Origin of the sequence: Congregibacter brevis (assembly GCF_045689245.1) — a bacterium.
GTDB lineage: Bacteria > Pseudomonadota > Gammaproteobacteria > Pseudomonadales > Halieaceae > Congregibacter > Congregibacter brevis.
In genome coordinates, this window is sequence record NZ_CP136865.1 from 2,635,017 (window position 1) to 2,648,718 (window position 13,702).

Annotated in this window: 11 protein-coding genes; 9 read left to right on the top strand and 2 right to left on the bottom strand. The window is 54.0% G+C overall.

All coding sequences use genetic code 11. The features are described 5' to 3' along the window. Positions 1–147: 147 nt before the first annotated feature. From R0137_RS11635 to R0137_RS11660, 6 genes are all read left to right on the top strand, one after another. Positions 148–1,293: an acetyl-CoA C-acyltransferase gene (locus R0137_RS11635; RefSeq protein WP_407326578.1), complete on the top strand. Its 1,146-nt coding sequence runs from the start codon at positions 148–150 to the stop codon at positions 1,291–1,293. A 5-nt stretch (positions 1,294–1,298) separates the two neighbouring features. Continuing rightward, positions 1,299–3,008, top strand: coding sequence for a phenylacetic acid degradation protein PaaN (gene paaN / locus R0137_RS11640; protein ID WP_407326579.1), 1,710 nt, complete (start codon positions 1,299–1,301; stop codon positions 3,006–3,008). Further along, positions 3,005–4,231 carry a thiolase family protein gene (locus R0137_RS11645; RefSeq protein WP_407326580.1) on the top strand — a complete coding sequence of 409 codons (1,227 nt, stop codon included), beginning with the start codon at positions 3,005–3,007 and terminating at the stop codon, positions 4,229–4,231. Before paaN ends, R0137_RS11645 begins: the two co-directional genes overlap by 4 nt. Before the next feature lie 15 nt (positions 4,232–4,246). After that, positions 4,247–5,176 carry an NAD(P)H-dependent flavin oxidoreductase gene (locus tag R0137_RS11650; RefSeq protein ID WP_407326581.1) on the top strand — a complete coding sequence of 310 codons (930 nt, stop codon included), beginning with the start codon at positions 4,247–4,249 and terminating at the stop codon, positions 5,174–5,176. Between the two features lie 12 nt (positions 5,177–5,188). Continuing rightward, positions 5,189–6,373 (top strand): CaiB/BaiF CoA transferase family protein, encoded by a 1,185-nt coding sequence (locus R0137_RS11655; protein ID WP_407326582.1) that lies wholly within the window; start codon positions 5,189–5,191, stop codon positions 6,371–6,373. Positions 6,374–6,497: 124 nt separating this feature from the next. After that, positions 6,498–7,961 (top strand): carotenoid oxygenase family protein, encoded by a 1,464-nt coding sequence (locus R0137_RS11660; RefSeq protein ID WP_407326583.1) that lies wholly within the window; start codon positions 6,498–6,500, stop codon positions 7,959–7,961. A 36-nt stretch (positions 7,962–7,997) separates the two neighbouring features. On the opposite strand, the gene R0137_RS11665 is transcribed toward R0137_RS11660, so the two are convergent. After that, positions 7,998–8,933 carry a winged helix-turn-helix transcriptional regulator gene (locus R0137_RS11665; RefSeq protein WP_407326584.1) on the bottom strand — a complete coding sequence of 312 codons (936 nt, stop codon included), beginning with the start codon at positions 8,931–8,933 and terminating at the stop codon, positions 7,998–8,000. A gap of 130 nt (positions 8,934–9,063) precedes the next feature. On the opposite strand from R0137_RS11665, the gene R0137_RS11670 reads away from it, so the two are divergent. Beyond that, positions 9,064–9,600 carry a GNAT family N-acetyltransferase gene (locus R0137_RS11670; protein ID WP_407326585.1) on the top strand — a complete coding sequence of 179 codons (537 nt, stop codon included), beginning with the start codon at positions 9,064–9,066 and terminating at the stop codon, positions 9,598–9,600. A 66-nt stretch (positions 9,601–9,666) separates the two neighbouring features. Here R0137_RS11670 and R0137_RS11675 read toward each other — a convergent pair whose 3' ends face one another. Then, on the bottom strand, positions 9,667–10,716 hold the full coding sequence (locus R0137_RS11675) for an alpha/beta hydrolase (protein ID WP_407326586.1): 1,050 nt from the start codon (positions 10,714–10,716) through the stop codon (positions 9,667–9,669). A 72-nt stretch (positions 10,717–10,788) separates the two neighbouring features. Between R0137_RS11675 and arsN2 the strand changes: the two genes are divergently transcribed. After that, positions 10,789–11,217, top strand: a complete 429-nt coding sequence (gene arsN2 / locus R0137_RS11680; protein ID WP_407326587.1) for an arsenic resistance N-acetyltransferase ArsN2 — start codon at positions 10,789–10,791, stop codon at positions 11,215–11,217. A gap of 489 nt (positions 11,218–11,706) precedes the next feature. Next, entirely contained in the window at positions 11,707–13,689 is a 1,983-nt protein-coding gene (locus R0137_RS11685) for an EAL domain-containing protein (RefSeq protein WP_407326588.1), read from the top strand. Positions 13,690–13,702 lie beyond the last annotated feature (13 nt).

Genomic DNA, 13,702 nt, shown 5'->3' on the forward strand with positions numbered 1-13,702 from the left:
TATTGGTTTTTGGGGGAGGCTTTGGTCGAGCGTGGCGTTCGCTTGTGTAAACATACCTAGCTGTGTGAGACTCAAATCCACACAACACACAATCTCGCCTTTTTATGGAAGACGGGAGAACATCACTACCGATCGAGTGCTTAATCTATGGCATATATCTACGACGCCGTGAGAACCCCGCGTGGCAAAGGCAAGCCTCAGGGTGCTCTGGCATCAATGAAACCCGATGAGTTGGTGGCTAGCCTTGCGCGCTCGATTTCAGAGCGGGGCGCAGGCCCCTTGGCACCCGACGCCTTGATGCTTGGCGCTGTGGGACAAGTGGGTGCTCAAGGCGGCAATATTGCCCTCGTATCGAAATTCCGTGCAGAGCTTCCGGATTCGACCGCCGCGGTATCTATCAATAACTTCTGCGTATCCGGTTTGACGGCCATGGGACAGGCTCACGCGATGGTGGAATCGGGCCAAGCCGATTCTGTGCTCGCCGGCGGTGTCGAAATGATGTCTCGCGTTCCGTTTATGGCAGATAAGGCTGATTTTTATTCAGACGCTACATTGCCGACCCGGAGTCGCTACCTGCTGGTGGCACTCGCTGCTGACCGACTAGCTGAAGATCAAAACATCCCACGGGAAGCCCTCGATGAAGCTGCGCTGCGTTCGCAACAAAGATCAGCGGCAGCGGAAAGCACCCCGCTCGTAGCATCGCGTATCAATATCAATGGACTAGACCATGAAGAGTGCGTTCGGGTTGGAACGAGTGAAACTCTTGCTGCGATGGAGCCCGCGTTTGGTGCTGCAGCAGAACATTACAGAGACATTCTCGGTCGCGAAATCGACCACCGACACACCATAGCCCATGCGCCACCAATATCGGATGGTGCAGGTCTCGCTTTGATCGGTGCAGAGGGAGCGATTGATGCTGCGCCCCGAGCTCGCATTGTCGCCTGCGCCGAAGTGGGAGGAGACCCAGCCGAGTCACTCACAGCAAGCTTTGCCGCTATGCGTAAAGTTTTGGAGCGTTCGGGCTTGTCCTTGAGTGACATGGATCGCGTCGAATTTATGGAAGCCTTCGCGGTGACAATTGTGCAGTTTATGCGCGACTACGATGTGTCCTTGGATCGCGTAAACGTGAGCGGGGGGCATATGGCAAAGGGTCACCCTCTGGGAGCTTCCGGAGCGATCCTGTTGTCGACGCTTTTGGATACGCTGGATGCCGCTGAGGGCCGCTATGGACTCGTAGTGGCCGCGGGCGCCTCGGGGGCCGGCAGCGCCATGATAGTAGAGCGACTAGGATAATCAGCATGACCAATGAAGATAAACGCAGCGAATTGATTGCCAAGCATTCGGCGACACTCGAACAAGCCGTTGATGCTGTAAAAACACGTAAGAGTTGGAGTCCTTACAAGGATTCACCATCCACCAAGATCCACGGTCCGGATAAGCCGGGTGCGGGTAAAGCGGCGTTTGAAGCTCGACTGAACAAGCGCTTCGAGATTGACCTGCCGGGCATCACCGGTTGGTCTGGAGAGGAAATCTCGCCCTTTACGCAAAAGTCTTTGGGTATCAGTTACCCCTTGTGTGACCCCGAGGAGATTATTGCGTCTTCTACGGCCGCTATGAGCGATTGGTCGAAGGTGTCGCCGGGTTTGCGCATAGCACTGTGTATTGAAATGGCAGATCGGCTCTACGACAACAATTTTGAGATGGCACACGCGGTGATGCATGTTGCGGGGCAGAGTTACACGCAGGCCTTTAGCGGCTCAGGTCCTAATGCCCTTGATCGCGGTATTGAGGCTCTGGCTTACGCTGCCATAGCCATGGACAATGTGACGCCTAGTGCGGAGTACCACCGCCAGTTCGGCGGTGACCAGGTGGCCTTAGAAAAGACCTACACGCTGGTGCCCCGCGGTGTGGGTCTGGTGATCTGCTGCGCATCGTTTCCGACCTGGAACGCCTACCCCGCAATGTTTGCGAGCCTGGCTGCAGGTAACCCCGTCGTAGTCAAACCCCATCCCATAGCCATTTTGCCTATGGCCATTGTTGTGGAGCGCTGCAGAGAGGTATTGGCAGAGTTTGGTTTTGATCCAAACCTAGTCGCGCTAGCTACGGATACGGTAGCCGAGCCTGTGGCTGGCAAGTATGTAGAGCACCCCGCAATACAGATTATCGACTTCACCGGCAGCCCTCGCTACGGGGGTCACCTGGAGCGAACTGTGACGGGGAAACTTCTGTACACCGAGACAGCTGGGGTCAACAGCGTGGTGGTAGAGTCAGTTGGTGACCTTGCTGAGTCCATGCGCGCCATAGCCCGAGCGTCGAGTCTGTTTTCCGCACAGATGTGTACGAGTCCGCAGGTCGTCTATGTGCCAAAGGATGGCATTGATACCTCAGCAGGCCACGTCAGCTTTGAACAGGTGGCTCAGTGTATCGTTGATGAGATAGACAGTATTGCCGCTAACCCCAAAATGGCGGCCGGAATAATGGGAGCAGTGCAGGCACAGCTGAGCCTCGATGTGGTCAGCGAGGCGGCGGATATGGCCATGCATGAAGGTCTGGAGATTCTTCGCGAAAGCGCTTCCTATGATCATCCGGATTTTCCGGATGCGCGCACGCGATCCTTGCTCGTAATTTCTGCGCGATCAGAGCACAAGGAGATGTACGCCGAAGAGCGCTTTGGCCCGGTACTTTTTATCGTTGCAGCTGATAGTGCAGATGCAGCTGCCGAGGAGGCGACGGAGTTGGCACGCACCCGAGGCACGATTTCCTGCTACATGTATTCCACCAATGAGGTCTTTATAGACAGCTGGGTAGACGTTTACGCCCGTGTAGGTGCAAACCTGACGATCAATCTCACCGGTGCTATGTGGATTAACTTTGCCGCGGCATACAGCGACTATCACGTTACCGGGTTGAATCCGGCCGGCAATGCGTGCCTTGCCGATCTCTCCTTTGTGGCGTCGCGTTTCCGTATTGCGCAGCGCAGGCGACCGATCGCCAAAACCGCCGCGTGAGCCCATCGGTCCACATCATCGGCGCGTCCATGACGCCCTTTGGCAAGCGGCTCGATGACACGGTAAAGACTTTAACGTCACAGGCTGTGGCCGAGGCGCTGCAGGACGCAGGATTGCAGCAGGGCGACATTCAGTCAGCGTGGTTCTCCAATACAAGGCAACCCATGCTGGAAGGACAAAACACAATACGCGGACAAATCGCGCTGCGCGCAGCGGGTATCGAAGGTGTTCCAATCATTAACGTGGAGAACGCCTGTGCGTCAGGCTCCACAGCAACTCATCAAGCCATGACTGCAATCCGAGCCGGCATGGTTGACGTGGCTTTAGTCGTGGGCGCGGAGAAGATGGTCTACAAGGATCGTCCAGAGAAAGTAGCGGCCGCCTTCGCTGGAGGCACCGACATTCACGATCGCCAAAGTGTTCTTGATTACATCGTATCCATGGGCGGCGAAGCTCCCGGCCCTGATCGCAGTGTCTTCATGGATCTTTACGCGGCGCAGGCAAAGGTGCATATGGAGCGCTTTGGAACGACCCAAGAGGACTTTGCTCGCGTAGCAGCCAACACTCATTGTCACGGTCAACACAATCCTAAGGCGCAGTACCACACACCATTTACCGTCGAAGAGGTGCTTGCCGACAAACCGGTCGTAGATCCGTTTACTCGAGCCATGTGCGCGCCGGTAAGCGATGGCGCCGCTGCTCTAGTGCTTTGCAGCGACAAGGCTCTGATGCGTCTGGGCCAATCGAGAGCGATTAGATTGCGTTCACTGTCGCTCTTGAGTACGACAGCGCGAGATAAGCTCGATTATGAAAATCACATTAGCCGTCGCGCCGCAGAAGCAGCCTATGCTGAGGCTTCGATTGATGCTCGGGATGTCGATGTCGTCGAAGTCCACGACGCGACAGCCTTCTCAACGGTGCAACAGATCGAGAATTTGGGCCTTTGTGCGCCGGGCGAAGTCGGCGGCAGACTTTCAGACGGAGATTTTAAGCTTGGTGGAAAGACGCCAGTGAATCCGTCCGGTGGGTTACTGGCTAAAGGTCATCCCGTGGGCGCTACCGGTATTGCGCAACTTTATGAGCTGGTTACTCAGCTACGCGGGGAAGCTGGTGCTCGACAGGTTGCTGGTGCTCGCATTGGCGTAGCCGAGAACGGCGGCGGTTTCCTCGGGGTAGAGGAAGGCGTAACCACCGTTACGGTTCTGGAAGGTCCCCAGCGATAACAACAGGAAGTCGGCATGAGTAAGAGAGATCCGTTGAAGCTTCGTTTGCCCGTGTTCTGCGCGCCCATGTTTTTGGTCTCCGGTCCCGAGTTAGTTATCGCTGCCTGTAAAGCCGGCATCTCTGGATCGTTTCCATCCACGAACACTCGCAGCATCGAGGAGCTTGACCAGTGGATGGCCGAAATCTCGGGGGCTCTCACGCCCAATGATGCGCCTTGGGTAATGAATCTCATCACACACTCTTCGTACACCCGTCTAGAGGAAGAGTTAGCCCTGGTTGCGAAATACAAACCCGCTGCCGTAATTACGGCCTTGGGCTCACCAAAACCCGTAATGGAAACGGTTCACGGCTACGGCGGCTTGGTGTTCGCAGACGTCGTGAGTTTGAAGCTGGCAAAAAAGGCAGCTGATGCGGGGGTGGATGGTCTCGCTTGTATCAGTGCGGGTGCTGGAGGCCATACCGGACAGTTGTCACCCTTTGCATTTGTGTCTGCCATCCGAGAGTTCTTTGAAGGATTCATCGCGGTGGGTGGCGGAATATGTGATGGGGCGGGTGTTGCTGGCGCAATAGCGGCTGGAGCCGACTACGTCTACATGGGAACTCGTTTTCTACCTACGGAGGAAAGCATGGCGCAGCAGGAGTACAAAGAAATGGTGATTGCTGCCACGTCAGAAGACTTGGTCATATCCTCCGCCATTACGGGCACCCAGGCATCATGGCTGAAAGCCAGCGTCGAACAGGCCGGGATAGATGTCGATACAGAAGCTCCCATGGGGCGTGACTATTCCGGAGCGGGCGACAGCAAACGCTGGAGGGACATCTGGGCTGCGGGGCAGGGCGTCGGCCGTAGTCGAAAGGTAGAACCCTTGGCAAGTATTGTTGATGACTTGGATCGTGAGTACCGGGAAGCGATTCGACGCTTTCAGTCGATGACAGCTGCGTAAGGGGATTGCCCCATGAACGATATCCTCAAAGGCATTCGTGTATTGGATTTTGGCCGGTACATCGCCGGTCCGTTTTGCGCGACGCTCCTTGCAGATCTCGGTGCCGATGTTATACGCATAGAAAAACCTGGCGGTGGCGAAGATCGCTATACCGTGCCGATCAGTGACGGTGGAGAAGGGGCCTACTATGTGCAGCTTGGGCGTAACAAGCGCGGTCTAACTCTCAATCCAAGATCTGATGACGGCCGCGAAATCATGCGCCGTCTTATAGAGTCCGCTGATGTCGTTGTTGCAAACCTTCCTTTTCCCGCACTAAAAAAACTCGGACTCGATTACGAAACCTTAACGAGCATTAAACCGGACATTATCCTAACCACAGGTTCCGCATTTGGATCGGAGGGGCCTTTTGCGACCCGTGGCGGCTTTGACACCGTGGCTCAAGCAATGTCAGGAGGAATGTTCCTCAATGGAAAACCCGGATTGCCGGGAAAATCCTTTGCGCCTTACACCGATTTTGGCACGGCGTCTTTCAGCGCCTTTGGCACGCTAGCGGCCATTCTTCACCGCAACAAAACCGGAGAAGGACAAATTGTAGAGGGGACGCTGCTTGGCACCGCACTGACCTTCAATAACGCGGCGCTCATGGAAGAAGCGGTACTCGGTATCGGTAGACAAGGCTCGGGAATGCGCGGGCAGTACAACGCGCCCACGGATACGTATGAGACGAGCAACGGCTGGGTGACCGTTCAAGTAGTGGGCGGCGGCCTTTTTAAACGCTGGGCCACATTGATGGGTGAGACTCGTTGGTTAGAAGATCAACGCTTTGGCACGGACCAATCCCGAGGGGATCACGGCGACATCATAGGAGCGCGCATGGCCGATTGGTGTAAGCAGCGCACTAATGAAGAAGTCCTCTCAGAGCTGGCCGCTGCCGGCATCCCTTGTGGCGAGATGTTAAGCCCGAGAGAAACACTGCAGAACGAGCACGTAGTAGCAGCCGAGATGTTAAAGCCGATGGAATACCCTGGTGTGCCTCGCCCGGCACCCATTGCCGAGCATCCCGTGCGCTATTCCCGCACTTCCATGGGCGAATTCCAACGGGCGCCGACACTGGGCGAACACACGAATGAGATTCTCGCGGAGATTGGTTACGACACTGATGCGATCGCTCGATTCAAGTCTGAGGGGGTGATTTGAGTTTGGTCTGTGTCACCGATAAGCGGCTCAAGGCGTCTTGAACAATGCTGCTGTTGTGTAGTCTAATAACTTGCGTAAACATACTAACACCCACGGTGGTCGCTGAGACCGTTCGGAGAGCACTATGAATAAGCCTTTGGTAGATCCTGATGCGCCTTTTGGGCACGGCCATGGTCCCCATTTAACCGGAACATTCGCGCCAATTGCTGACGAACTGGTACTGCACAATCTCGAGGTGGAAGGGGAGATCCCGCGAGATCTAAACGGTGTTTATCTGCGCAACGGCCCCAATCCACGATTTGAGCCTAAAGGCGCTCATCACGTTTTTGATGGTGACGGAATGATCCACGCCGGTGAGTTTCGCAATGGCCAGTTCACTTATCGGAATCGCTATATTCAAACCGCCGGCGCCCGGCAAAACCTCGATGCGGGGGAAGAAACATTCTGGGGGGTTCGTAACTCCGAGAAGGGCAGTAATGATAAGCCCATGGCGGATGTATCCAATACAGACGTTATCGGCCACGCAGGGAAGGCATTGACCAGTTGGTATCTGGCGGGCATCCCTCATATTGTCGATCCCATCACCCTAGAGACGGTTAAAGCAGCGCCCGAGTACGTCAGCGGCTTTGGCAATGGCATGTCCGCGCATCCAAAGGTCGACGAGTACACCGGCGACCTAATGTATTTCGACTACTTCACGGAAAAGCCTCATATGAGTTACGGAGTAGTCGATGCGACAGGAAAGCTCGTGCATCACGTGCCTATAGAGCTTCCGGGAGATCGCCTGATGCACGACATGGGAATCACTGAAAACTACTCTATACTTCACGATGTTCCGGTGTATCACGACGAAGAAGCGCTTAAGGCCGGGCGGCATAAGATCGTGTTCAATTCGGATCTTAAAATGCGCTTTGGAGTAATCCCCCGGTTTGGCGCGTCAGATAGCATCAAGTGGTTCGAGTTTTCGTCGTGCTTTCTTTATCACGTTGTGAATTGCTGGGAAGAGGGCGATGAGATTATTCAAATCGCTTGTCGGTACATGCCGGCCAAGAATGCCGATGGCAGTATTAATCAAGAGCGCACTGCAAAAATGATCGGCGGCTTGATGATGGACGCTCGGTTGTGGCGTTACAGCATGAACGTCAAAACGGGTGAAACCAAAGAAGAGTGCCTAAACCCCGATTACAACATCGAGTTTCCTAGTTATAACAGCGCGTTAACGGGACGGCCTACGCGGTGGGGCTATTTCATCGATCACCATCCCACGGACTTCCGCTGGGTCGGTGTACGGAAAATGAATCTCGAAACAGGCGAGTGCGGCGGTTCATGGTCAGACGATGAGGATCATTGCTGGTACAGCGAACCGTGGTTCGCGCCTGCTGACAGCCCCAAAAGCGAAGATCACGGGTACCTGGTCGTGTTCTGTTGGAACGATAAAACCGAAGTTCAGGAGCTACAGGTTTTTGACGCGCAAGCTATGGACAAGGGCCCCGTGGCGCGGATCAAGGTGCCTCGACGCATCCCGCTAGGGTTCCACGGTTGCTGGATGAAGCCACGGCAGATTGAGGGCTGGGATAGCGCAGCATAATTGGCGCTTCAATCGGTCTCCATCCACCTTCAGCCTTCACTTCTCAAGCAAGGTCAGCTTGTAGACCGTATCTTGAGGGTGAACCTGCTCACGACAGGCGGAGCAAGCCATTTTGATTTTGAGTGGGTGTTCGCAGAGCTGGTGTGTGAGTATCTGCGGAGCTCCGTTTGGCGTTGGCAGCCATTCATCCCCCCATGCCATTAGCGCCACAATAATCGGGAAGAGGCTCAGGCCTTTATCTGTGAGGCGATATTCGATTCGGCGGGAATCCCCAGGCACAGCCTGCGAACAGATCACAGCCGCATCAGAGAGCTCCGAGAGTCTTGCTGACAGAATGTTTGTCGCAATGGCGGTGTCTGTAAGAATCTCCTGGAACTGACTCACTCCACTAAACAGCGATCGCAAGATCAGTGTGGCCCATCGGTCGCCGATAATGCGCACCACATCATCTAACAGCCTATTGACCGGTCTTGCGGTTTGCCGCCGGCGACGCCGATACATCGATTCGTTGAAACCTGCGCCGGGTCCTTCGGACCAAATGACATCTTCCGGTCTTATCAGGGCATGACAAGCCTTGCAGGTCGCTTCCGGCTCACTGAGCTGACCACATTTTTTGTGCGTGAGTTCTACCGACAATGCGTCGGGTTTTTCGCTCCACTTACGCTCCCAATTCAGCATCGCTAGCGCGAGAGGGAAAAGTGCGACGAACTTTTCGGTACCTCTATATTCGAAGCGCTTAAGGTTGTCACTATAGGCGACCTTTATCATGCACTCATTGCTGACCAGGCGCTTTAGACGGTCGCTTACAACGGTTTTTAGAAGGCCTGTCTCTTTGCAGAACTCGTCAAAACGGCGAGCGCCTAACCAGTAACTCTCGAGTATGAGGAGAGTGGGTGTGTCGCCCACAATTTCCAGTGCCCGCCATATGGAGCAGCTGCGAATCAACTTGACCTTGCTGGAGGCTTTGGACACTTTGTTCCTATTAGAGTTTGATGCTTAATGGTACGCGCTCGCCAGCGTCGCGGCCGCGTAACCGGTGCAACAATAACATCCCCTGCAAGCGTTAGAGATAGACTGACGTAATACTCACAGGAGAAAAGAGATGAACTTCGTAAGAGTGGAGCTTGCTCAATCCGAAGAACTGATTCGCGTTTGCGCCGAGTCGTTTTCTGATTCGGAGGGCGAGGCATCGGGCGCTGAAATCGCGAGTCTCGTGAAGGATTTGCTGAGGTATTTTGATGAAGAGCGTGCCGAGGGATTTGCTGCAGTGGAGGAGGGTAGCTTTATTGGCGCTATTGTCTTCAGCGAGTTGATGTTAGCCGATGGAACCCAAGCGTCGCTTTTGTCGCCGGTGGCGGTCCGGACCGACAAGCAGTCAACGGGCGTTGGCCAACAACTGATTAGGCACGGTCTTCAGCAACTGTCAGAGGAGGGGGCAGATGTCGTGTTCACCTATGGCGACCCCGCATATTACTCACGCTTCGGGTTTCTCCCGATGGAAGAGACGCAAGTAGCAGGGCCGTATCCTCTATCGTTACCCCATGGCTGGCAGGCGTTATCACTTCAGGGCAACGATTTGGCTGTGCTTCAAGGCTCTGTGCGTTGCGTGGAAGCTTTCGCGAAGCCAGGTCTTTGGTAACTGGAACTTTTAGCACCCCAGCCGACTTTAGTGGACTGCAATTGGTAGTACGAGTTTAGAGAGGGTTCATTGTGAAAGGCGTTTCAAGATGGACCGATAGCGCTCGAACTCATTTACGTGGGGCCAGTGTGCCGACGAAGCAAACTCGAAATACTCTTTCTGCGGTGCATCGATAACGTCGAAGTAAGCTTTGGCAACCTCGGTTACGGTGTGTTGATCATAGCGGCCCTGAAAAAAGTAAACCGGGATTTCAAAACGACGATGCGTCGTCATCAGATCCGCGTTGATCGCATCCGTCCAAAGCTTGTCTATAGAGATCTCACTGCCCCTTAAAGCGTTCAATTTATCGGATATTGAGTAACCGCGGTACAGCGTGAACGTCAAGTATGTGTCTAGCATCGACATAAAAATGGACCCATCGGGTTTTTCAAGGGGCCTCATGAGGGTGCGTTCGATGCCAACGGCCCGAAGCCATTCCTCAGGACTGGGGTAGGGTGGAGGGCCGAGGCTCTCGAGCTCATGAAGAGCCTTTTGATCTCCCGCCTGCGTTAGCTGCTGAACCGTGAAGTTGTAGGAGAGGAGTTCGGCGCGCCTGGAGTCAGCCATTTGGCCTATACCAAAGTAAGCCGCGAACAATTTCGGTCGTTCAGTAGCCATGTGTGTGGCGACCAGCGTTCCCCAGGAATGACCCTGAAGATAGAGCTTGTCTTTGTCGAAGCGATCAAGGAGATACTCGCTGACTGCGAGGCCATCTTCGACTATCTGCTCAAGACTTAGATCATCCGTTGATGCATCAGCAAAGTAGCTTGCGCCCGCGCCGCGTTGATCCCAATAGACGACGGTAAAGAGGTCCTCAATATCAAAGCCCTTTGAACGAAGAATGGCCTGATCGGGGCCGCCGGGACCTCCATGCACGTGCAGTAAAATTGGATTTGTCCGGTTCTGCCCTCGCATCAGGATTCGCTGGTTCGCCCCGTTTACTTCAATGTCCAGGATCTCTGCTATGGGTGCTGCAGCACTCCTAGGCATTTTAGGCGTCGTCTTGGGGCTCACTACGATGAGTGTTGTGGTAACAGTGAAGACAAACAAGAGAAGGGCAATAAGTACGTTGCGCATCAATGCGGGTTCCGATATTTATAGATCTCTGGCGAACAGCCTAAACCAATCTAGGTTCTTGGAGTTAATCTAATGGGCACTATCTATCCAGCGCCAGAGCTAAGCGATCTGCATCAGATCCTCGATAAAAATGATCTACCCACAAGCGATCTCGCTGACCTGGATCTCAATCACTTTTTCAGTTGCGGAGAGTCCCCCGACATCAAGGGCGTTGTCGGCGTCGAAGTGTATGGCAGCTATGGTCTACTGCGATCCCTTGCCGTGGATCCGAGGGGCCAAGGTCAGGGTGTCGGTAAAGCGCTGCTGGAGCACCTATACGCGCATGCGAGGTCTGTCGGAATCTCAGACTTGTATCTACTCACTGAAACCGCGGAAACCTACTTTGAGCGTCAAGGGTTCGAATATGTTTCCAGAGCATTGGCCCCTGAGGTAATAAAGCAGACGCGTGAGTTCAGCAGCTTGTGTCCAGACAGCGCTGCGGTTATGCGTAGAACGCTGTAACGATTTGCTTCATCGATATTATTGGGACCCCGTCAGCTTATTACTGCCGGTGCTTAACGTGGGCAACTCAGCATTGCCGTTCGGAGAGCACGCTGACAACTTGTCATCGATCGAGGTAGTACGCTGAGCCAGAGCACAGGCTTTGACGCCCGTCGATGCTGAGATGCAGCCGCATACGGCCACACCTAACACTGCGCATAATACATATTATGTTAAATAAAGTATTTGCTAACTAGTTGGCGTTGTGGCTTTGCGATTACAACCCCGCCAGCTAACCCCACTACCGCCGAAGTTTTTCTCCCACAGATCGATATTTAAGCGAATGCACAATTAGTTAGCGCGGCCCGCCTGTGACATAACCGACACATCGATTGCATAAGCGTTAGCAAAGGTCCGACAGCTCATAAAAACACTAGTTGATATATTTTCACCATTAATTTACGGTTTTTGTAACGACCCTTAATGATGAACACCTCCGAGAGCTACTGGATGACAGAAAGCGTACTGACTGAGGGTTTTGCCACCTTCATACGAGGGGCTTGGAAAGAACGGCAAGCCGGCTTTGTAGGCTACGACGCTAACCGCCAGTTGATAGCGCAGCATTGTGATCGTCTGCTTCCTGCAAGCCTGGACGATCTGTTGGTGGGTGCTGCGACATTGGTTAGCGAGGCTCAGTACTCCATCCACTTGTGTGAACACACCAGGGACGCCTCCGAGGGCCCTGAAATAATTGGTGTTGTTGAATCTCACGCAGATCCAAAGTGGGCTGTGGCGATGGTGCCCAACTTTCGGAGACGTATCTGGGACATCATGCGGCGCACACCGGTTGCGATGATTCGTGTAGATCCTCAGTTTAACGCCCTAGACGCCACTCCCGCTGCGCAAACACTGTTTGCTAGGCACCCTGCCCCGTTTACTGGCAGTAACTGGATGTCTTGCTTTGAAAACGACATCCGCGACAGTTTGCTCAAACTCTCGAAACACGGCGGTTCCGTAGAGGCGCGGCTATCGACGGGAGATGGTGAAACGAGTGACTTCTATCTTCGTTTATTAGAAGACCCAGGCGAGCGCTACATTCACTATGTCATGGTCAGCAAGTACCAAGTGGGTCAAAGCACCGGCGCCCCCATCATGGGTCAGGCGTTAGATGTCGATACCATGACCGGAGTGCTGTCGCGTCGCGGGCTCTTCTCTTTTGCCGAGAAAGCTCCGCCCGATGGTGATTTTGCAGGCCTTTCCATAATCGACATGGTAGACATGGAAGGCGTTAATCAAATGTACGGTCATGCTGCGGGTGACGCTGTCCTGAAGTCTGTAGGCCAGCGATTGCGTCACCATAGCGGCAAGCACGACGTCACCGCGCGGGTGAATGGCTCGACCTTTGCCGTTCTCATGCGCCGAGACTCACGCGACCTCAGCATAAAGGCTATGACAAGAACGTTAGTTGATGCTGTCGTACAGCCAATTACGGTCACTGTTAACGGCAGATCGACTCAATTGAACATCCAGTGCTACGCAGGTATCTGCGAACACTCCAGGGACGCCGGTGGGCTTACCAGCGAAAACCTCGATAAGTGCCTGCATGACGCAAAAGTAGCCCTGAACACGACCCGTGGTTCTGTAGATGAAACTGTTGTTTTGTTTACTCCCAAGCTTGAGGTCGAGAGAACTTTAAGACGGCACAAAAGCGACGAATACCAGCGACTGAATCAAGATCGCGCAATTCGAACCTATGCACAGCCTATCTACGATGTTTCCGGTAAAGAGCTCATTGGCATCGAGGCACTGAGTCGCCCTTCACAACCGCTGATTCACCACCAATCAATCTACGACCTTATTGAAACTTGTCGTACCACTGGAGGTACCACAGGATTTTTCGATCTACTGATGCACAAAAGCTTACTCTCATTTAGCCAATTGATTCAGTCGCACAAAAGCCTCGAGGGCATTCGTCTCAATCTCAACGTTGATGTAGCGCAGGTGCGCGAGCGCGGCTTCGCCAAGCGTTTGTGCTCGCGTTGCACCCAAGCGGGCGTGGCGCCGCATCAAGTGTATGTGGAGCTCACCGAGTCAGCGTTGATGGAGTACTCTAGAGTCTTAATCAGCGAGCTCAAAAAACTCCGCGATTGCGGATTCATGCTGTCTATGGATGACTTCGGAACCGGCTTCAGTTCGCTCAAACGTCTTCTGGATTATCAGTTTGATCAGCTGAAGATCGACCGCTACTTCATTGAGCGAAGTGTGAACGACCCCCGCGCTCGCCTGTTGCTGAAACACATGACTGAATTCGGACAGTCCTCAGGTATGGAGATCCTGGCCGAGGGTGTGGAATCCCATGACGAACTCTCTATCTGCAGCGAAGCAGGCGCCAATCTCGTCCAGGGCTATCTATTTGGACGCCCTGCCCCTATTGAGGACTTACCCGCTATGCTCAAGACGGCAACAATTTCCAACAGTCTTCGTATTGCATAGCGATCTCTAAGCC